A 20,372-nucleotide genomic window follows, 5' to 3' on the forward strand; every position below is an offset into this window, starting at 1 on the left:
CAAGTCCTCTCGGAGAGGTGGTGGCAGATGTCTCCCACTGCACAGGAACTGGTCGAACCCGAAGTCGTCCCCGAAGTCAAGAAGTGGGTGGCCGAGGGTCTGGGCACCTTCATACTCGTGATCGGTGGTGTGGGCACCGCGGTCCTGGCCGGTGAACGAGTAGGCGCGCTCGGTATCGCGCTCGCCTTCGGTCTGTCGCTGATGTTCCTCGTCTACGCGATCGGACCGATCTCGGGTTGTCACGTCAATCCCGCGGTCACCCTCGGTCAACTCCTGCTCGGCAGGCTGACGGCCGCGTCGGCCGCGGGCTATTGGATCGCCCAGCTGATCGGTGGATTCCTGGCCGGTCTCGTGCTGTTCGCGCTGGCCAAGAACCTGCCGTCCTACGATCGGGCGGTCGACGGGCTCGGCGCCAACGGCTGGGGCGCACACAGTCCGTCCGCGGTGACCGGGCCGCTGGGCGAGGTCGTGGTGCAGAACGGGTACGGGATGGCGGCGATGATCATCATCGAGGTGATGCTCACCGCGCTGCTGGTGTTCGTGGTCCTCGCCTCGACCGATCAGATCTCCGATGTGCCGCTGGCCGGTCTGTCCATCGGTGTCACCCTCGCGGTGATCCACCTGATCTCGATCCCGGTCGACGGCACCTCGGTCAACCCGGCGCGCAGTCTCGGCGTGGCGCCCTACCAGGACGGCGCGATGGGCCAGGTGTGGGCTTTCATCGTCTTCCCGCTGCTCGGCGGGGTTCTGGGCGCGCTGGTCTACGGCTTGATCTTCGGGCGATCCAGGGACGTCCTGAGCTAGCGCAGGACGCGCCGACGACGAAGCCCCGATCCGGAGTACCGGATCGGGGCTTCGCAGTCTCGCTCAGCTCCAGCGGTATTCGGCGACGAGCCGATGCGCGACCAGGTCGAAGGTCTTGCGTTCCACGATCGCGCCCTCGCGGCGGATGCCGTCTTCCGGCACGTCCAGCACCCGATCCAGCCGGACCCAGCTGGGTCTGCCGTCGTGGTCCCACGGGCCCGAACCGATCCCGACCCAGTTGTGATCGTGCGCGCGGTCGGGCTTGGACGACAGCATCAGCCCGAGCAGGGTCTTGCGGTCACGCCCGACGACCAGCACCGGGCGGTCCTTGCCGTTGGTGGGGTCCTCCTCGTAGGGCACCCAGGTCCACACGATCTCGCCCGGGTCGGCGCGTCCGTCGAGCTGCGGGCAGTAGACGATCTGCCGGGCGCGGTGGGCGGTGGGCACCGGCGTCGACGCGGTCGGGCGCACCGCGACGGTGGGTTCCGGCTTGGCCGCCAGCGCCCCCACCAGCTTCTCGAGCAGCCGTGGACCCTGCTTGCGCACGATCTTCGGTCCCTGCTCCTTGGCGATGACGCCGAGTTGCTTACCGAGAGTGTTCCAACTGCTGGCCATCCCTGAAATATAACGGTGACGCACGCTTCGGTGCACCGGTGACAAGGCGGCGATTCGACGCATGGGACGATAGACGCAGTTCGCCGATACCCCTCGAGGAGTGGAGTGGCTTCCAGTTTTGCCGATACGACGTTCACCGATCCGTCCCGGATCCGGAACTTCTGCATCATCGCGCACATCGATCACGGCAAGTCGACCCTGGCCGATCGGATGCTGCAGCTGACCGGTGTGGTCGAGGAACGGGCCATGCGCGCCCAGTACCTGGATCGGATGGACATCGAGCGCGAGCGCGGCATCACGATCAAGGCGCAGAACGTGCGCCTGCCGTGGACTGTCGACGGCCAGGACTACGTCCTGCACATGATCGACACCCCGGGCCACGTCGACTTCACCTACGAGGTCTCGCGCGCGCTCGAGGCCTGTGAGGGCGCGATCCTGCTGGTCGACGCCGCCCAGGGCATCGAGGCGCAGACGCTGGCGAATCTGTACCTGGCGATGGAACGCGATCTGGTGATCATCCCGGTGCTGAACAAGATCGACCTGCCCGCCGCCGACCCGGACCGCTACGCCGCCGAGATCGCCCACATCGTCGGTTGCGAGGCCGACGACGTGCTGCGGGTGTCGGGCAAGACCGGCGTGGGTGTGGGTGAGCTGCTGGACAAGGTGATCGCCGAGGTGCCGCCGCCGGTCGGTGACGCCGATGCCCCGGCTCGCGCGCTGATCTTCGACTCGGTCTACGACACCTACCGTGGCGTGGTCACCTATGTCCGGGTGGTCGACGGCAAGCTGACCCCGCGCCAGAAGATCAAGATGATGTCGACCGGCGCGCAGCACGAGCTGCTCGAGATCGGCATCGTCTCGCCCGAACCGAAGCCCACCCAGGGACTCGGCGTCGGCGAGGTGGGATACCTGATCACCGGTGTGAAGGATGTGCGTCAGTCCAAGGTCGGTGACACCGTCACCTCCGCGCGCGACGGCGCCACCTCGGCGCTGGCCGGCTACCAGGAACCGCGCCCGATGGTCTACTCGGGCCTGTACCCGGTCGACGGCTCCGACTACCCGGATCTGCGTGACGCGCTGGACAAGCTGCAGCTCAACGACGCGGCGCTGACCTACGTGCCGGAGACCTCGGTGGCGCTGGGCTTCGGTTTCCGCTGCGGCTTCCTCGGCCTGCTGCACATGGAGATCACCCGCGAGCGGTTGCAACGCGAGTTCGGCCTCGACCTCATCTCGACCGCGCCCAACGTGATCTACCGGGTCGTCATGGAAGACGGCACCGAGCACATCGTCACCAACCCGTCGTACTGGCCCGAGGGCAAGGTGCGCCAGACCTTCGAGCCGGTCACCAAGTGCACCGTGATCGCGCCGAGCGAGTTCGTCGGCACCATCATGGAGCTGTGCCAGAGCCGTCGCGGTGAGCTGCTCGGCATGGACTACCTGTCGGAGACGCGCGTGGAGATGCGCTACACGCTGCCGATGGCCGAGATCATCTTCGACTTCTTCGACTCGCTGAAGTCGCGCACGCGCGGTTACGCCTCGCTCGATTACGAGGAGGCGGGCGAGCAGTCGTCGGCGCTGGTGAAGGTCGACATCCTGCTCCAGGGCGAGGCTGTCGACGCGTTCAGTGCCATCGTGCACAAGGACGCCGCCCAGGCCTACGGCAACAAGATGACCTCCAAGCTGCGCGAACTCATCCCGCGTCAGCAGTTCGAGGTGCCGATCCAGGCCGCGATCGGCTCGAAGATCATCGCGCGCGAGAACATCAGGGCGATCCGCAAGGACGTGCTCGCCAAGTGCTACGGCGGTGACATCAGCCGCAAGCGCAAGCTGCTCGAGAAGCAGAAGGAAGGCAAGAAGCGGATGAAGACCATCGGCCGGGTCGACGTGCCGCAGGAAGCCTTCGTGGCCGCGCTGTCCTCGGACGCGGCCTCGGACAAGCCCAAGGGCAAATAGTTCCCACCCCGTTCACCCCGGCTCGGCGGTGATGCGCACCAGCAGGCGCGTCCCGCCGAGTGGGCTTTCGGTGAGTTCGGCCGTGCCGCCGTGCAATTCGGCCTGCTGCCGGACCAGCGCCAGGCCCAGACCCGAGCCGGGGGAGCCGGGCCGTTTGGCGAAGCGGTCGAAAGCGGTGGGGGACAGGTGTTCCGGTACCCCGGTGCCGTTGTCGTCGACGGTGATCTCGATCCCGTCCGCGTCCGCGTGTGCCGCGACCGCGATCTCGGTGGCATGTCCGTGCAGGACCGCGTTGGCGACGGCGTTGGTGACGATCAGCAGGATCCCGCCGGGCAGGCCGGTGATCGGAACCGGGTCGCACGCGGTCAGCGCGATGTCGACGCCGGGTTGCGCGCGCCGGGCGTTCTGGACGGCGCGATCGAGGGTCTCGCAGAGTTCGAACGGCTCGAACGCGCCCGCGTCGGTGAGCTCGCCGACGGCCAGGCGCTCCAGATCGGTGAGGGTGCGTTCGATCTGGCGTTCGGCGGCCAGCACATCGGACAGGACGGCGTCGCGCTGCTCGGCCGGGAGATCGGCACCGGCCAGGACCTGCAAGTCGGTGCGCATCGCGGTGAGCGGGGTGCGCAGTTCGTGCGCGCAGACCGCGGCGAAATCGCGCGCGCCCGCCAGCGCCTGCCTGGTCTCACCGTGCGCGGTCTCGAGGCGCGCCAGCATCCGGGTGATGGCGTCGGAGAGTTCCTCGGCCTCCCTGGCACCACGGCCCGACAGCGGTGGCAACTCGTCGAGGGTGTCGATCTCGTGGGTGGCGGTGGCCAGCCTGCGCAGCGGGCGCGCCGCGAAACCGGCCAGCACCCAACCCAATCCGGCCGCGATCAGCACCCCGCCGACGCCGATGCCCAAGCCGATGAGCTGGCTGCGGGTGATCGCGGCGTCGACCAGCTCACGATCGGGATCGAGCCGGACCAGCAGGCCCGGCGCGCCCTGGACCTTGGCCAGCGCGGTGTCGGACGGACTGCCCGGCGCTGCCACCACCGGTGGTTCGGGGGTGCCGGGGACGGTCCGCTCGTCCGCCGGGAGCGGGATCGGCGGCGCGGGGACGCCGTCGACGCGCTGCACCACCCGGACATTCATCGTCGATACCGTCTGATCGAGTTGCCGGGTGCCCGCGACCTTCAGCAGCGCCGCATAGGTGAGTCCCAGGGTGATCGCCACCAGCGCGGCGACCAACGCCGACACCACGGCCACCCGCGTTCGCAACGACCACGACCCGGTCCTCACGGGCGCTCGCGCAGGACGAATCCGACGCCGCGCACCGTGTGCACGACCCGACCGACGCCGTCGGCCTCGAGCTTGCGCCGTAGATACGAGACGAACACGTCGACCACATTGGTGTCGGTGGCGAAGTCGTAACCCCAGACGGCGGACAGGATCTGCTCGCGCCCGAGGACGATGCCGACGTTGTCGGCGAGCATCGCCAGCAGCTCGAACTCGCGTTTGGTGAGTTCGACCAGTCGTCCGGCCGCGTGCACCCGGTGCCCGGCCGGATCGATCTCGACCCGGCCCACCCGCACCGTCTTGCCCTGCGGCGCAGCGGTTGCCGCGCTGCGGCGCAGCAGCGCGCGCAGCCGGGCGATCAGCTCGCCGAGGTCGAACGGTTTGGTGAGGTAGTCGTCGGCGCCGCGTTCGAGTGCCGCGATCCGGTCGCTCACCGCGCTGCGGGCGCTGAGCACGCAGATGGGGATGTCGTTGCCCATCGCCCGCAGGGCCGTCACCACGCCGACGCCGTCGAGTTCGGGCATGTTCACGTCGAGCACCATGGCGTCCGGGGTGGTGGAACGCACCAGGGCGAGCGCCGCGGCGCCGTCACCGGCCGTGACGACGTCGAAGCCCGAGAGTTCCAGGCCGCGCCGCAGCGAGGCCAGTACCCTGACCTCGTCGTCGACGACCAAGATCTGCTGTCCGGTCATCCGCTCACCCTAGTTCGATCCCTCGTTTCTCCTGGTCAGCGCACGTGCGGCGGGCGGATCACGAGAACGCCACCCGGTGCCTCGCCCGGGTCGACGTCGCGGCAGTCGCCCGGCGCCTCGACGGCCGGGTCGCCCGGGTGTCCGGGCAGGGCGGGCAGCGGTGCCGCGGGGGCGCCCTCGTAGCGCTCGATGTGGATGCGCGCGCCCTCCGGCGGCAGGGGCCGGGCGGGAGTACCGGGCGCCGAGCAGATGATCAGCGTCCGTTCCGGCCCGATTTCCCTGGTCACGGCGGGATCGGCGGTCGCGGCGCCGGCCACTGCGGCGATCGTCGCGGTCAGCAGTGCGGTGCCGCCGACCAGGGCGGCGGCACGGGAACGGCGGCGGGCGGTGAATACGGTCATGGGCGGGACTCCTCCGAGGGGGTTTCGCCGATCGGTGCGACCGGCGAAACCGACGCTAAGCAGCCGATCTTCAGGGACCGTTGAGCAATCGTTAGAGTTCTCTTGGGATCGTGAACCCCCCGATTCCACCGGGTCGCCGAAAACTGTTGCTCGCCATAAGGTGGTACCAACCGTTCTGGACGAAACAACGGTTCGGCCTCCGGGTAATAGTGTTGGATGATCTTCACTTCGCCTCGTTCGTGGTGGGGGGTCGACAGTGATGCGAGTGTTGGAGCATTGATGACGCGTGATCTGCCTTTCGATGACGATGCTGCGCGCGCGGAGGGGACCGACACGGCCTACCGGGTCGCCAACGGTGTCGCGCGGGTAGCCCGCGCGGGCGCCTACGTCACCGGTGGAGCCCTGGTCGCCGCGAACGGCACCGGTCCCGACACGACCCCGGGCACCAGCAACGCCGACAGCCGGGTCGCCGGTTGGTCCTCGCAGTACCCCTCCGACCCCAGCCCGGACGCGCCGAGCCCGGTCGTGACGTTCCCCGACCTCGCCGACGTGCCCGCGCCACATCCGGTGCCGCATACGCCGTTCGCTCCGCACGCGCCCGCCCCGGCCGACGTCACCATGGTCGCGCGAGCCACCGAATCCGACTGGCGCCCACAGGTTCCCGGCTCCGACGATGAGCGGGAGCTGCGGATTCCCGGCTCCGACAGCCATCACTCCAGCGGCTTCGGCATCCCCGGCTATGCGCAGGCACCGACCACGCCAGGCCGCGGTCTCGGCGACACCGACACCGACAACCCGTTCGGCCTGCCGGAGACGCCCGCCTTCGGGTTGCCCGGTCACGGGATCGGCATTCCCGGTTTCGACGGGCTGCCCGGCCACGGCATCGGCATCCCCGGCTATGACGGCATCGGCCTGCCCGGTTCGCCCGGTGGCCTGCCCGGCGCGAGCGTGCCCGGCGCGGGTCAGCCCGGCGACGGACTGTTCGACGGCATCGGTGACATGTTCGACGGCTTCGGCGCGATGGTGAACACCGAATGGCAGATCGACGCGCACGCCGGCCTGGACGGCGTGTGGTTCACCTCGCAGATGAAGGTCACCGCGCAGGTCGGCCAGGTCGGCGATCAGCTCGACGACTACGGCAAGTGGCTCGGCGACGGCATCAAGGTGCCCGGCGACACGACCGCGGGCGGTACCGGCGGGGGGTTGTCCTCGCCGACCGGGCCGAGCCTGCCCGGCTCGTCGTCCTCGGGCGTCGGCCTTCCCGGCGGCGCCACCGGACCGTCGTCCGCCGCGCCCGCCCCGGCCGCCCCGCTGGCACAGGCCCCGGCGCCCGCCCCGGCCGCCCCGCTGGCGCAGACCCCGGCTCCCGCCGCGCCGGCGCCCATCGCGCCCGCTCCGGCGCCGGTCGCGCCCGCCGCGCCCGCGCCGGTGGCCGTCAACCCGGTGGTCAGCACGCCGCTGCAGACGACCATCCAGCCCGACGCCGCGTCGACCCCGATCGCCAACGTCTTCGGTGGGGCGGGCGCCGCCACCTCGCCGCTGACCGCGCCCGCGGCCGCCGTGCCCGCGCTGTTCGCGCCGACCACGCCGACCAAGCCGGTGGTCGTGCCGGACATCACCGGTGGCCATACCCCGACCACCGTCCCGGTGACCGTGCCGTCCCAGCAGCCGACCGTCGACATCGACACCCCGACCACGGTGAAGCTGCCCGAGCTGCCCAAGCCGACGGCCCAGCTGCCGGACCCGACCAAGGCGGTGGTCACCGTGCCGCCGACCGCCGCGACCGGCCCGGCCAAGCCGACGGTCCCGGACGACGTCGTCACCAAGCCGGGGACCACCGGCGGCGTCACGGCGCCCTCGACCGGGGCGAGCACCCCGACCGTCGACGTGCCCGACCCGACCGGATCGCACCCGACCGCGACGGTGCCCACCCAGCAGCCGACCGCGCCCACCCACCAGCCGACGATGCCGACCAAGCAGCCGACCGTCGACATCGATCCGCCGACCGTGGTCACCCCGCCGCCGGTGGTCACCGTGCAGCCGACCCAGGTCCCGGTGAAACCGCCGGTCATCGACACCAAGCCGATCGCCGCCGACATCAGCTACACCGACGACGGCTACCATGGCGTCTCGGCTGGACTGTTCGACACCGGGGTGGGTGGCGCCGATCATCTGGCTGCCGGGTTTCCCGTCGAGCACCATGGGTATGACTTCGTCGTCTGACACGACGACGTCTGGTCCCAGCGTCTCGGCCGGACTCATGCAACGAGAGTGAGGAACAGGTTGTCAGCCGCTGCCGGACTGCAGGCCGCGACGGTGAAGCATCCGGATGTGATGGCTCCGGTCGTTTCCCTGGTCGACGAACTGCGGGAACTGGTCCGCACGGGCGGTCGTGACGACCTCGACGCCAGGCTCGGCATGGTGCGAGCCAGGCTGAGCGATCCGCGGGTGCGTCTGGTCGTGGTCGGTGAACCACAAGCCGGGATGAGCACGCTGGTCAACAGCATGGTCGGCACCCCGGTCAGCGCCACCGACGGCAAGCCGAGCGTGCCCGTGATCGTCGAGTACGGGCCCAAACCGGCCGCGACGCTGGTGAAGTCGGCGCAGCGCGGCCGCGTCGAGCGGGTGCCGGTCGACCCGCTGAATCCCGGACCCGCGCTGACCGCCCTCGGGGTGCTGCGCGCCGAATTCGCCGAGCCGAGCCCGCTGCTCGCCGACGGACTGGTGGTGATGGACGCCCCCGGCGCGTCCGCCCACGAAAGCGCGGCCTGGTCGATGATCGCCGCCGCCGACGTGGTCCTCTACGCCGCCGACGCCGCCGCCGAGCTGACCGAGGCGCAGCTGGACTATCTGCGCCGGGTCGAGCAGGTGTGCCCGTCGGTGGTGTGCGTGCTCACCAAGATCGACCGCAACCCGCACTGGTCGCTGACCCAGCGCCGCAACCGCGCGCTGCTCGATGGCGCGGGCCTCAATTTCGCCGTCGCGCCCGTCTCGGCGGTGATGCACCGACAGGCGCAGGACAGCGGCGATCAGCAGCGCGACATCGAGTCCGGCGTACCGCAACTCATCGATCATCTGCACGACTATGTTGTCGCCCGGGCCGATTCGGTGGCCGTGGCGGCGGCGGTGCGCGACATCGCCCTGGTCACCGATCAGCTCACGCTCACCCTGCGCGCGGAGGCCGACGCCCTGCGCGACCCGCGCAGCCGGGCCGAGATCACCCAGCGGCTGGCGGCGGCCAGGACCGCGGCCGATCAGCTGCGCCAGCGCACCGCGACCTGGCAGGTCACCCTCGTCGACGGCAGCTCCGAGCTGAGCGCCGACATCGAACACGATCTGCGGCATCGGCTGCGCACGCTCGTGCGCGAGGCCGAGGCGGAGATCTCGCGCACCGACCCGGCCCGCAAGTGGAACGAATTCGCGACCGAACTCGACGCGCGGATCTGCGAGGCCGTCGAGGAGAACTTCGTGATGGCGCACTACCGCGCCGTCGAGCTCGCCGAACAGGTCGCCGCGAAGTTCCCGCCGGACAACCGCACCCCGCCGCTGCCCGAACTGCGCCTGACCAACCCCGGCGACGTGCTCGAGCCGGTGCAGTCGCTGGAGACGCTGGAGAGCGCGAAATCCAGTGTCGGACAGCAGGCGCTGTCGGCCCTGCGCGGTTCCTACGGCGGCATCCTGATGGTCGGTCTGGCCACCAGCCTGCTCGGGATGTCGCTGGTCAACTGGTACTCGGCGGGCGCGGGCGTGCTGCTGGGCGTGAACGCGCTGTGGGACGACCGCCGTAATCGCAAGCAGCGTAGGCAGGCCGAGGCCAAAGTCGCCGTCGCCCGGCTCGCCGACGACGTGATCTTCCAGGTGGGCAAGGAATCCCGGAACCGGCTGCGCACGTTGCAGCGGGTCCTGCGCGACCACTACACCGAGATCGCCGCCGAGGTAGGCCGTACCGCCGACGAGGCGCTGCGCGCCGCCGAGGAGACCGGCCTGCGCTACGGCGACCACCGCGAACTGCGGATCACCGAGATCGACGCGGGCCTGCGGACCATCGCCGGTCTGCGGGAACGCGCCGAACGGCTCGCGTACTGACCGGCTAGGGCCGGTGCGTCGGCGTGTGCGCCGGCTGGAACTGGCCGGCGTTGCGTGAGTCCTCGGCCCGGATGACGTGGGTGACCGCGTTGATCAACGCCAGATGGGTGAACGCCTGCGGGAAGTTGCCCAGGTGCCGTCCGGTGCGGGAGTCGATCTCCTCGGCGTAGAGGCGCAGCGGACTGGCCAGTCCGAGCAGGCGCTCGCACAGGTGGGTGGCCCGCTCCAGCTCACCGATCTCCACCAGCGCCGAGACCAGCCAGAACGAGCAGATGGTGAAGGTGCCCTCCTCGCCGTCGAGGCCGTCGTCGGTGGTGTCGGTGCGATAGCGCAGCACCAGGCCGTTGACGGTGAGCCGGGTCGCGATCGACAGCACCGTCGCGCGCACGCGATGGTCGTCGGGCGGCAGGAAGCGGGTCAGCACCACCAACAGCAGCGAGGCGTCGAGGGTGTCGCCGCCGTAGGTCTGGGTGAACACGCCCTCGTCGTTCACCCCGTGTTCGAGCACGTCGGCCTTGATCTGCTCGGCGATATCGAACCACTCCGCCGCGCGCGTGTGCTGCCCGTGCAGCTGGGCCAGCCGGGCGCCGCGGTCCAGGGCGACCCAGCACATCACCTTCGAGGAGGTGAAGTGCTGTGGTTCGCCGCGCACCTCCCAGATCCCGCGATCGGGCTTACGCCAGTTCGCGATCGCCGCGTGCACGGTGCGTTCCAGCAGCGGCCACAGCGATTCCGGCACCTGCCCCCGCGATTTCACGTGCAGGTAGACGGCGTCGAGCATGGTGCCCCAGATGTCGTGCTGGTCCTGGTCGTAGGCGGCGTTGCCGACGCGGACCGGGGTGGCGCCGTCGTAGCCGGACAGGTTGGGCAGCTCGTACTCGGTGATGCGGCGCTCGCCGCCGATGCCGTAGAGCACCTGGAGCGGGAGGGCGTCGCCGTTGTCGCCGGTGGTGACATCGTTGAGGAAGGCGAAGAAGTCGTTGGCCTCCCGGTCCAGGCCGAGGGTGTACAGGCCCCACAGGGCGAAGCTCGCATCGCGAACCCAGGTGTAGCGGTAGTCCCAGTTGCGATGTCCACCTGGGGTTTCCGGCAGGGACGTGGTGGCCGCGGCGAGCAGGGCGCCGGTCGGCGCGTAGGTGAGGCCCTTGAGGGTGAGGGCGCTGCGCTGCAGGTAGCCCCGCCAGGGATGGTCGGGGAAATCGCCGAGAGTGATCCAGCGCCGCCAGCATTCGGCGGTCGCCCACATCTTCTGCGCGGCCTCGGCGAAGGTGGCGGGCGCGGGCAGCTCCGACCAGGTGAGCGCGACGAACACCTCGTCGCCTTCGGACATTCGGGTGCGGGCCCGAGCCTCCCGGCCCTCGAGGCCGAGGCGCAGATCGGTGGTGAGGACGAGCGCGGGCCCGGCGTCGGGGTCGAGCGAGGCCCTGGCCGTGGCCTGTTCGTAGACCTTGCCGGTGTACTCCCACGTCGCGCCGCCCTGGTGATAGTCGAACGAGGGCTGGCAGCTCATCTCCAGCTCGACCGTCCCGCTCACGCATTTGACCGTGCGCAGCAGGGTGTGTTCGGCATCCCAGTCCATCGGGGTGCGGCGATGGGTCTTGGACCGCTGGTTGTTGTTGTGCCAGGGCCCGAGCACGAGCGCGTCGCGCACGATCAGCCAGCCGGTCTCGGTCTGCCAGGTGGTCTCCAGGATCATTCCGCCCGGCAGGTAGCGCCGCTCGGCGGGCACGTTCTTGCCGTACGGGCCGATCCGGAAGTGCCCGGCGCTGCGGTCGAGCATGGCGCCGAAGACGCTGGGGGAGTCGGGGCGTGGCACGCACAACCACTCGACCGAACCGCTGTTGGCGATCAGGCAGCTGGTCTCGCAATCGGACAGGAATGCGTAGTCGTCGATCGGCGGGAACGCGCCACGACTGCCACTGGACGAGACCGGACTCAGAATCGGCAGGCTGTCGGCACTGGGAGACTCCATACCCCATCATCGGGGCGCGGCACCGTAGTCGTCCACCGTGCGGCGCTGACGCGCCGCTCACAGCGACGGAATTCGCCCGTTCACGCCGACCGACTAGTCTGGTCGGCGTGCAACGCATCGCAGGTTGGTGGGACGGCTTCGAACTCTGGGTAGCCGGGCTGCCCTTCATCCCCCAGTTCCTGGTCGTGCTGGTCGGTATGGTCCCGATCAGCTTCGCCATCGCCTTCGTGCTCGACCGCGCCCTGCGCGCGGTCTTCCGCCTGCTCGGCCGCGGCGATCGCCACGAGCCGTCGGCGCCGGTCGCCGCGACGACGGTGCCGGTCACCGCCGCCGCGCCGGTGCGCCCGACGGTCGGCAGCGGTGCCCGCTGATGCCTCGTTCTCGCGTTCAGCTCGCGCTGGTTGCCCTGCTCGTCCTCGTCGTCATCGCGTGGTTCTTCACCCGCTGACGCGCTAGTTCCGGCGCCAGTCGTCGAAGCGCTTGCCCAGGTCCGAGACGGTCCGGCCGACTTCCTGGCCGACGGTGCTCACTGCCGCGCCGACATCGCGGCCCAGGTCACGCACGGTGCGCACGAGCAGGTCGTCGGACTGATCGAAGGACTCCCGGTAGCTGCGGGCGGCCTGTTTCACCTCGTCGGTGATCGTGGCGTTGCGGTCGTGCTCGCGCCGCGGATAGGTGCCCCCGAGCACGCGGTCGTAGTCGCCGGACTGGATCCAGCGGCGCAGCTCGGCCGCGCGCAGCACCGAGAACGGGTGCGATTGCAGCTCCAGGTTCAGCAGCTTGAGCACGCCGTCGCGCAGGTCACCCGAGCGCAGGTAGTCGTCGGCCTGGTCGAGGAACGCGCCGTGGTTCATCTCCGACAGCCAGGTGCCGCCCGCGGTCTTCATGTGCACCCGCACCGAGGCCTCCACGTCCTGGCAGCACAGCAGTCCGGCCCGGTCGCCGGACAGTTCCGACTTGCGGCTCCACTCCATCAGCGCGGCCACGATCGCGCGCAGCGCCCACCCGCCGCCGGGCATCCAGCCGATCGAGGCCGACAGCCGCAGCAGATGCAGGAGCATCGTGCGGTACACCGCGTGCCCGGACAGCGCGTGCCCGAGCTCGTGGCCGATGACGAAGCGCAGTTCCTCGGTGTCCATCAGATCGAGCAGGCCCGTGGTCAGCACGATGAACGGCCGGTCCATGCCGATGGTGAAAGCGTTCACGGTCGGGTCCTGCAGGACGTACATCTCCGGCGTCGACCGCGCGTCGAGCACACCCACGCAATCCGCCCGCAACTGGTGCAGGGTGCGGAACTGACGGTCGTCGACCCGGACGGCCGTCGCCAGGTACAGCAACCGGTGCTGGCGCTCGCGCAGCAGGCTCGACAGCGCCTTCAGCACCGTGTCGAATCCGGTCAGGGCTCGCAGCGCGACCAGCGCCGTGCGATCGGCCGGATGTTCCCACGTACGGGTGCTGATCTCGGGAAACCGCACGCGAACGCGGTCTGGTGCCATGGTCATGGTGTGAAATTCCCCCTGGGTGTGGAACTCTCGTCGAGTCGAATCATCATGTCGCAATCTGCTACAGTCTGCCTGTGTCGTCGAGTGTCGCCCCGCAGATCCGCCATGAGCTGGCGTTGATCGCTGTCGGCAACCTCGCGGTCGCGGACATCCTCTGTCGATGATCGGCCACCGGACTCGTCTGCGCGTACTTGCCCAGTAGACTGGCGCGCGCTTTTCCTTCGCAGTCGTCGTCCGAACTCCGGGGGCCAGTGGGCCCGAGTCGCGCCAACTGTCGTGTTCATTCCCTGCACGACAGGTCTACCGATCGACAAGAGCGTTCCCTGCCGCAGCGAAAGACGTTGCGCCGCAGGTCCTTTCCCGAAAGGTTCACCCCGATGTCTCGCAACACCTGGATCGGCTCGCGCCGTCGCGCTGTCGCTGTCGCCGTCACTACTGTCGCCGCGGTCGCGTTGACCGCCTGCGGTGGTGGCGCCAGCGACTCGACCGACGGCGAAGCGGGCGCTGACGGCAGCGGGGGCAGTCTCTATCTGTACGCCTACGCCGTTCCCAAGCCGGGTTTCGACAAAGTCGTGCCGGAGTTCAACAAGACCGACGCGGGCAAGGGCGTGCAGATCCAGGCCTCCTACGGCGCCTCGGGCGACCAGTCGCGCAAGGTCAAGGACGGCGCCGAGGCCGATGTCGTCAACTTCTCGGTCGAGCCCGACATCACCCGCCTCGTCGATGCGGGCCTGGTGGAGTCGAACTGGAACGCCGACGCGAGCAAGGGCATCCCCTTCGGCTCGGTCGTGACCCTGGTCGTGCGCAAGGGCAACCCCAAGGGCATCAAGGACTGGGACGACCTGCTCGCGCCCGGCGTGGAGGTCGTCACCCCGAACCCGTTCAGCTCGGGTTCGGCCAAGTGGAACCTGCTCGCCCCCTACGCGGCCAAGAGCGACGGCGGCAAGAACCAGCAGGCCGGCCTGGACTACCTGTCCCAGCTGATCTCGCCCGAGCACGTCAAGGTGCAGCCGAAGTCGGGCCGCGAGGCGACCGAGACCTTCCTGCAGGGCACCGGTGACGTGCTGCTGAGCTACGAGAACGAGGCCATCTTCTCCGAGCGCAACGGCGACCCGATCGAGCACATCAACCCGCCGACCACCTTCAAGATCGAGAACCCGGTCGCGGTCCTGAAGAACTCCCAGAACCTGCCCAAGGCCACCGCCTTCCGTGACTTCCTGTTCACCCCGGAAGGCCAGAAGGCGTGGGCGCAGGCCGGTTTCCGTCCGGTCGATCCGAAGGTCGCCGCCGAGTTCGCCGCGGACTTCCCGACCCCGGCCAAGCTGTGGACGATCGATGACCTCGGTGGCTGGAAGGCCGTCGACAAGGACCTGTTCGCGCAGGGCACCGGCAAGGTCGCGGTCATCTACGACAAGGCGACCAAGTAACTCGTGACCCAAGACACACGCGATACTGGACAACTGTGACTGACAGCAGTGGGCACGCCGGGACCGGAGCAACCTCCGATCCCGGCGTCGCCGTGAAACTGGAGAAATCCGTGCCCGCCCCGCGCGGGCCCCGCCGGTCGTGGCTGCGCGTGACCGGTTCGGTGGGCCCGGTCGGCATCGGCGTCGCCGTGCTCTGGCTCAGCGTCATCGTGCTGCTGCCGCTGGCGGCACTGACCGTCAGCTCGTTCGAGGACGGGTGGTCGGGCTTCTGGGACGCGGTCACCGCGCCCGCGGCCCTGGACTCGCTGCGCATCACCGTCGGGGTCTCGGTGGTCGTCGCCGTGCTCAACGTCGTGATGGGCACCCTCATCGCCTGGGTACTGGTGCGCGACGAATTCCCCGGCAAGGGCATCGTCAACGCGCTGATCGATCTGCCGTTCGCGCTGCCCACGATCGTCGCCTCGATCGTGCTGCTCTCGCTCTACGGCCCCAACAGCCCGATCGACATCCACCTCAACGCCACCCAGCCCGGCCTGGTGGTGGCGCTGGCGTTCGTCACGCTGCCGTTCGTCGTACGGTCGGTGCAGCCGGTGCTGATCGAGGTCGACAAGGAAGTGGAACAGGCCGCGCTCTCGCTGGGCGCGAGCAACTGGGTCACCTTCCGCCGCATCGTGCTGCCGACGCTGGCGCCCGCGATCATCTCCGGCGGCGGCCTCGCCTTCGCCAGGGCGATCGGCGAGTACGGCTCGGTCGTGCTGATCGGCGGCAACATCCCGCGCGAGACGCAGATGACCTCGCAGTACATCCAGCAGCAGATCGAGGTGGATCGTCCGGTCAACGCCGCCGCGGTCTCGGTCGCGCTGCTGGCGATCTCCTTCGCCAGCCTGCTCGTGCTGCGGTTGCTCGCCGAGCGCACCGCCCGCAAGGAAGAGGCGGCCCGATGAAGCTGTCCCTGTTCACCCGGCTCTCGCTGCGCACGGTCGCCCTCGGCTATCTGTTCGTACTGCTGGTGCTGCCGCTGGCGATCATCCTGTGGCGCACCTTCGAGCGGGGGATCGGCGCCTTCCTGGACTCGATCACCACGCCAGCGGCCATCTCGGCGTTCCAGCTGTCGATGATCATCGTGGCCATCGTCGTGCCGCTCAACGTCGTATTCGGGGTGATCACGGCGCTGGCGCTGGTGCGGAGCAAGTTCCCGGGGCGCAGCCTCGTGCAGGGCATCGTCGACCTGCCGTTCGCGGTCTCGCCGGTCGTCGTCGGTGTGTCGCTGATCCTGCTGTGGGGTGCGGGCGGCTGGTTCGGTGGCCTGGAATCCCTGGGCTTCAAGGTGATCTTCAGCCTGCCCGGCATGGTGATCGCGACCATCTTCGTGACGCTGCCGTTCGTGGTGCGCGAGGTGGAGCCGGTGCTGCACGAGATCGGCGACGATCAGGAGCAGGCCGCGGCCACTCTCGGCGCGTCGCGCTGGCAGACCTTCTGGCGGATCACCCTGCCCGCGATCCGCTGGGGCCTGACCTACGGCGTCGTGCTCACCGTGGCCCGCGCGCTGGGCGAGTTCGGCGCGGTGATCATGGTCTCGACCGCGCTGCCCGGCAAGTCGCAGACGCTGACCCTGCTGGTGCACGGTCGCTACATCAACGACCACAACACCTTCGGCGCCTACAGCGCGGCCACGCTGCTGATGGGTATGGCGCTGGTTGTTCTTCTCCTGATGACTCTCCTCGAACGCAAGCGGGGCACCGAATGATCACCGTGACCAACGCGCGCAAGAACTACGGTTCCTTCGCCGCTCTCGACGATGTCAGCATCGACATCACTTCCGGCGAGCTGACCGCGCTGCTCGGCCCGTCCGGGTCGGGCAAGTCGACGCTGCTGCGCTCGATCGCCGGTCTGGAGTCGCTGGACTCGGGCATCGTCTCGATCGCGGGCAACGACGTCACCCACGTGGCGCCGCAGAAGCGCGACATCGGCTTCGTGTTCCAGCACTACGCCGCGTTCAAGCACATGACGGTGCGCGACAACGTCGCTTTCGGCCTGACCATCCGCAAGCGGCCGAAGAAGGAGATCGACAAGCGCGTCGACGAACTGCTCGGCATCGTCGGCCTCGACGGTTTCCAGCACCGCTACCCGGCCCAGCTCTCCGGTGGTCAGCGTCAGCGCATGGCGCTGGCCCGCGCGCTGGCCGTCGATCCGCAGGTGCTGCTGCTCGACGAGCCGTTCGGCGCGCTCGACGCCAAGGTGCGCACCGATCTGCGTCAGTGGCTGCGCAGGCTCCACGACGAGGTGCACGTGACCACGGTGCTGGTCACCCACGATCAGGAAGAAGCGCTCGACGTCGCCGACCGGATCGCGGTGATGAACAAGGGGCGGATCGAGCAGATCGGCTCCCCGGAGGACGTCTACGACCGGCCCGCGAACGAATTCGTCATGTCGTTCCTCGGCGCGGTGGCCCGGCTCAACGGTCACCTCGTCCGGCCGCACGATATCCGGATCGGGCGCGATCCGAGCATGGCGATGGCCGAGCACGAAGGCACCGCGGAGTCCGCCGGCATCACCAGGGCCACGGTGGAGCGGATCGTGCGGCTCGGGTTCGAGGTCCGCCTCGAGCTACGCAATGCCGCGACTGGTGATCAGTTCGCCGCGCAAGTCACCCGCGGTGACGCGGCCGCCCTGCATCTGAGCGAGGGCGAGACCGTCTACGCCCGTGCCACCCGGATTCCGGATCTGCCGCAGAGCTGAGACCGGGGACCCCTGTTGCCCGCGCGCACCCGGTGAGACGATGGGATCCGGTGCGGCCGCACCGAACCGGGCGGGACCCGCGCCAGGGGTGTGCGCGGGTCGCGTCGACCGTGGTCGGGGACCTGGGGGTCGGCACTGCTGGGCGAGAACGCCCGGACCGGAGGAAGACGTCATGTCGACCGGGGTGTTCAGCGTAGATCTGTTACGGCGCTCGATCAGGGCGCAGGTCATCGGGCCCGCGGACGCGGGGTACGACGAGGCGCGGGCGGTGTGGAACGGCTCCATCGATCGTCGTCCGCTCGCGGTGGTGCGACCCGCCGACACCGCCGAAGTGGCCGAGGCGGTCGCCGCGATCCGGGCCGGTGGCGCCGATCTCACGGTGCGCGGCGGCGGCCACAACTACGCCGGGCACGCGGTCGCCGACGGCGCGGTGATGCTCGATCTGAGCAAGCTCGACAGCGTGCTCGTCGACCCGGTGCGCCTGCGTGCCCGGTGCGGTGGCGGCGCGACCTGGGCCGAGCTCGACGGCATGGCCAACCGGCAGGGCCTCGCGGTGACCGGGGGCTTCATCAGCGACACCGGCATCGGCGGGCTCACCCTGGGTGGCGGTCTCGGCTGGCTGACCCCGCTGTTCGGGATGTCGTGCGACAACCTCGTGGCCGCGGAGGTGGTGACCGCCGACGGACACGTCGTCGCGGCGTCGATGCAGGAGAACCAGGACCTGTACTGGGCGCTGCGCGGGGGCGGCGGCAATTTCGGGATCGTCACCGGTTTCGAGTTCACACTGCACGAGTTCGGCCCGATGGTGCAGGTCGCGCTGCTGTGGTGGCCGCCGTCGGAGGCGGTCGGTCCGCTGGTCGAGGGGCAGGCCGTGCTGATGGATCTGCCCGCCCGGCACTGCGGCACGATCAACGCGATCAGCTGCCCGCCCGCCCCGTTCGTGCCCGAACACTGGCAGGGCGTGCCCGGCTTCGTGGTCGGTATCGCCGGCGACAGGTCGGCCAACGACCTGGCCGACGCGGTCGCCCCGCTGCGCGCGCTGACCCCGACTCCGGCCTGGGAGTTGGTCGCGGAGATGCCCTACGCCGCGTTGCAGCAGCTCTTCGACGGCATCGCGCCGTGGGGCACCTTCGCCTACGAGAAGTCGCTCTACCTGGACCGCATCGATGCCGCGGTGGCCGAGGTGATGGTCGAGCAGTATCCGCGCAAGCACTCGCCGCTGTCGGTGATGCCGTCGATGCCCCTGTGCGGCCGGTTCTGTGACGTGCCCGAGGGCAACACCGCGTTCGGCGGTTCCCGCGACCCCGGCGTGCTGGTGAACATCTCCGCGTCCTGCCCCGACCCCGCCGTCTTCGCCGCGGAGCGGGAGTGGGTGCGCGAGTTCTGGGACGAGCTGCGGCCGTTCGCCCGCGGCGACGGCAGCTATGTGAACTTCCTGGCCGACCCGGGTCGGGAGCAGGTCGCCGTCAGCTACGGCGCCAAGTACCGCAGGCTGCGCACGGTCAAGGCCACCTGGGATCCGGACAACGTGTTCCGGCACAACGCGAACATCACCCCCGCCGCGCCCTGAGCGGGGCGCTGGGACGGGCCGTTCGCTGGCCGTGCGCGGCGCGGTCATCCGGGCAGCGGCCGCGCACGATATCCGGTACCGCCGGTCCGTCCGGCGAATCGCCGGATCCGGCCGCACGAATTTTCTCGACGCCGCCGCGGCCATCGGCGAACTGTGCATGACGCAGTGTCACAGGTAGAACCATTTTTACTGGTGAGTAGCTTTTCCTGGTGGTGGTTCGGCGCGCCGAACACGGGAAATCGGGCGAGGTGGGGAGTTGACGTGACTCCTCGTAGGTGTAACTATTGGAAACAGTAAACGTCCCTTGAGGAGAGGCAGTGACGACGATGTCTGCGCCCACCACCCCTGACGTCGATCCCGTAGTCGCGGAGGCTCAGGCGTACGCCGAAAAGTTGCTGATGCTGTCCGAGGCGTCGGTCGACCGGCACTTCGACCCGTTCGAGGACATCGACTGGGACAACCCCGAGTTCGACCCGAACTACAAGCCCGAGCGCTGGGTTCTGGTCACCTCGGCCGACCCGATCGGCCGCCACCCCTGGTACCAGGCGTTGCCGCTGGACAAGAAGATCGAGATCGGCAAGGTCCGCCAGGCCAATGTCGCCAAGGTCGGCCTGCAGTTCGAGGCCATCCTGATCATCGGCATGATGCAGCACATCTTCAACCTGAAGAACAACGACCCGGAGTTCCGGTACTGCTCGCACGAGATGATCGAAGAGCACAACCACACTCTGATGTTCCAGGAGATGGTGAACCGCGTCGCCGACGTGCCGGGCATGAACCCGCTCGTGCGTCAGCTGCGCCACCTGGCCGCCCCGGCCGGTGCGCTGTTCCCGAACTTCTTCTTCATGGCCGTGCTCGCCGGCGAAGAGCCGATCGACCACATCCAGAAGGACATTCTGCGCTCGGGTGACGACATCCACCCGATCATGCGCGGCGTGATGGCGATCCACGTGGCCGAGGAAGCTCGCCACATCTCCTTCGCCCACGAGTTCCTGAAGAAGAACGTCCCGGCGCAGCCCGCGGTCAACAAGTTCGTGCTCTCGGTCGCCATGCCGATCGTCATGTTCGTGCTCGGCCGCGCCATCGCGACCCCGCCGAAGACCTTCTTCAAGCAGTTCGAGATGCCCGCCGATGTCCGCAAGGAGCTGTTCTACGGTTCCAAGGAGGCCAAGCAGGTCTTCGCGGACTACTTCATCGACGTGCGTGCGCTCGCCGAGGAGATCGGTCTGATGAACCCGATCGCCAAGCGAGTGTGGAAGCTGCTCGGTATCGACGGCCCGTCCAGCCGTTACCGCTCGGAGCCCAAGCGCTCCGCCAAGCACGCGGCCTGAGACGA

General features: G+C 69.2%; 18 protein-coding genes. 12 read left to right on the forward strand and 6 right to left on the reverse strand.

What is annotated here, in order from left to right:
* The first annotated feature begins 27 nt into the window (after positions 1 to 27).
* Positions 28 to 804: an aquaporin gene (locus tag ACIO52_RS16925; RefSeq protein WP_218721358.1), complete on the forward strand. Its 777-nt coding sequence runs from the start codon at positions 28 to 30 to the stop codon at positions 802 to 804.
* Positions 805 to 867: 63 nt separating this feature from the next.
* Here the strand turns inward: ACIO52_RS16925 and ACIO52_RS16930 are convergent, their stop codons facing one another.
* Complete coding sequence (locus ACIO52_RS16930) at positions 868 to 1,419, reverse strand: type II toxin-antitoxin system PemK/MazF family toxin (RefSeq protein WP_218721357.1); 552 nt, start codon at positions 1,417 to 1,419, stop codon at positions 868 to 870.
* Positions 1,420 to 1,524: 105 nt separating this feature from the next.
* Between ACIO52_RS16930 and lepA the strand changes: the two genes are divergently transcribed.
* Entirely contained in the window at positions 1,525 to 3,372 is a 1,848-nt protein-coding gene (gene lepA / locus ACIO52_RS16935) for a translation elongation factor 4 (protein ID WP_218721356.1), read from the forward strand.
* A gap of 12 nt (positions 3,373 to 3,384) precedes the next feature.
* Here lepA and ACIO52_RS16940 read toward each other — a convergent pair whose 3' ends face one another.
* Genes ACIO52_RS16940 through ACIO52_RS16950 form a run of 3 tightly spaced genes read right to left on the reverse strand, consistent with a single transcriptional unit; the run spans position 3,385 to position 5,740 of the window.
* Positions 3,385 to 4,650, reverse strand: coding sequence for an ATP-binding protein (locus ACIO52_RS16940; RefSeq protein ID WP_402644793.1), 1,266 nt, complete (start codon positions 4,648 to 4,650; stop codon positions 3,385 to 3,387).
* Positions 4,647 to 5,339 (reverse strand): response regulator transcription factor, encoded by a 693-nt coding sequence (locus tag ACIO52_RS16945; protein WP_218721354.1) that lies wholly within the window; start codon positions 5,337 to 5,339, stop codon positions 4,647 to 4,649. The genes ACIO52_RS16940 and ACIO52_RS16945 overlap by 4 nt, the downstream gene beginning before the upstream one ends.
* A gap of 35 nt (positions 5,340 to 5,374) precedes the next feature.
* On the reverse strand, positions 5,375 to 5,740 hold the full coding sequence (locus tag ACIO52_RS16950; protein WP_218721353.1) for a hypothetical protein: 366 nt from the start codon (positions 5,738 to 5,740) through the stop codon (positions 5,375 to 5,377).
* A 279-nt stretch (positions 5,741 to 6,019) separates the two neighbouring features.
* On the opposite strand from ACIO52_RS16950, the gene ACIO52_RS16955 reads away from it, so the two are divergent.
* Entirely contained in the window at positions 6,020 to 7,963 is a 1,944-nt protein-coding gene (locus ACIO52_RS16955) for a hypothetical protein (RefSeq protein ID WP_316573892.1), read from the forward strand.
* Between the two features lie 60 nt (positions 7,964 to 8,023).
* The gene (locus tag ACIO52_RS16960) at positions 8,024 to 9,826 is read left to right on the forward strand and encodes a GTPase (protein ID WP_218717392.1); all 1,803 of its coding nucleotides are present in this window, start codon (positions 8,024 to 8,026) and stop codon (positions 9,824 to 9,826) included.
* Positions 9,827 to 9,830: 4 nt separating this feature from the next.
* Here the strand turns inward: ACIO52_RS16960 and ACIO52_RS16965 are convergent, their stop codons facing one another.
* The gene (locus ACIO52_RS16965) at positions 9,831 to 11,798 is read right to left on the reverse strand and encodes a glycoside hydrolase family 15 protein (protein ID WP_218717391.1); all 1,968 of its coding nucleotides are present in this window, start codon (positions 11,796 to 11,798) and stop codon (positions 9,831 to 9,833) included.
* 107 nt (positions 11,799 to 11,905) lie between these two features.
* Between ACIO52_RS16965 and ACIO52_RS16970 the strand changes: the two genes are divergently transcribed.
* Positions 11,906 to 12,169, forward strand: coding sequence for a hypothetical protein (locus tag ACIO52_RS16970; RefSeq protein ID WP_218717390.1), 264 nt, complete (start codon positions 11,906 to 11,908; stop codon positions 12,167 to 12,169).
* 81 nt (positions 12,170 to 12,250) lie between these two features.
* Here ACIO52_RS16970 and ACIO52_RS16975 read toward each other — a convergent pair whose 3' ends face one another.
* Positions 12,251 to 13,300: a M48 family metallopeptidase gene (locus ACIO52_RS16975; protein ID WP_316573893.1), complete on the reverse strand. Its 1,050-nt coding sequence runs from the start codon at positions 13,298 to 13,300 to the stop codon at positions 12,251 to 12,253.
* Between the two features lie 74 nt (positions 13,301 to 13,374).
* On the opposite strand from ACIO52_RS16975, the gene ACIO52_RS16980 reads away from it, so the two are divergent.
* The 7 genes from ACIO52_RS16980 (at position 13,375) to ACIO52_RS17010 (ending at position 20,367) form a co-directional block, all read left to right on the forward strand.
* Positions 13,375 to 13,464: an Ms4533A family Cys-rich leader peptide gene (locus ACIO52_RS16980; RefSeq protein WP_019045829.1), complete on the forward strand. Its 90-nt coding sequence runs from the start codon at positions 13,375 to 13,377 to the stop codon at positions 13,462 to 13,464.
* A gap of 213 nt (positions 13,465 to 13,677) precedes the next feature.
* Positions 13,678 to 14,727, forward strand: coding sequence for a sulfate ABC transporter substrate-binding protein (locus ACIO52_RS16985; protein ID WP_342801031.1), 1,050 nt, complete (start codon positions 13,678 to 13,680; stop codon positions 14,725 to 14,727).
* A 92-nt stretch (positions 14,728 to 14,819) separates the two neighbouring features.
* The gene (gene cysT / locus ACIO52_RS16990; RefSeq protein ID WP_218717398.1) at positions 14,820 to 15,671 is read left to right on the forward strand and encodes a sulfate ABC transporter permease subunit CysT; all 852 of its coding nucleotides are present in this window, start codon (positions 14,820 to 14,822) and stop codon (positions 15,669 to 15,671) included.
* Positions 15,668 to 16,474, forward strand: coding sequence for a sulfate ABC transporter permease subunit CysW (gene cysW / locus ACIO52_RS16995; RefSeq protein ID WP_218717387.1), 807 nt, complete (start codon positions 15,668 to 15,670; stop codon positions 16,472 to 16,474). The genes cysT and cysW overlap by 4 nt, the downstream gene beginning before the upstream one ends.
* Positions 16,471 to 17,466 (forward strand): sulfate/molybdate ABC transporter ATP-binding protein, encoded by a 996-nt coding sequence (locus ACIO52_RS17000; protein ID WP_218717386.1) that lies wholly within the window; start codon positions 16,471 to 16,473, stop codon positions 17,464 to 17,466. The genes cysW and ACIO52_RS17000 overlap by 4 nt, the downstream gene beginning before the upstream one ends.
* A gap of 172 nt (positions 17,467 to 17,638) precedes the next feature.
* Positions 17,639 to 19,036, forward strand: a complete 1,398-nt coding sequence (locus tag ACIO52_RS17005) for an FAD-binding oxidoreductase (protein ID WP_218717385.1) — start codon at positions 17,639 to 17,641, stop codon at positions 19,034 to 19,036.
* A 317-nt stretch (positions 19,037 to 19,353) separates the two neighbouring features.
* The gene (locus ACIO52_RS17010) at positions 19,354 to 20,367 is read left to right on the forward strand and encodes a diiron oxygenase (protein WP_374104839.1); all 1,014 of its coding nucleotides are present in this window, start codon (positions 19,354 to 19,356) and stop codon (positions 20,365 to 20,367) included.
* The last annotated feature ends 5 nt before the right edge of the window (positions 20,368 to 20,372 follow it).

Source organism: Nocardia sp. NPDC087230 (assembly GCF_044744725.1).
Taxonomy (GTDB): domain Bacteria; phylum Actinomycetota; class Actinomycetes; order Mycobacteriales; family Mycobacteriaceae; genus Nocardia; species Nocardia canadensis.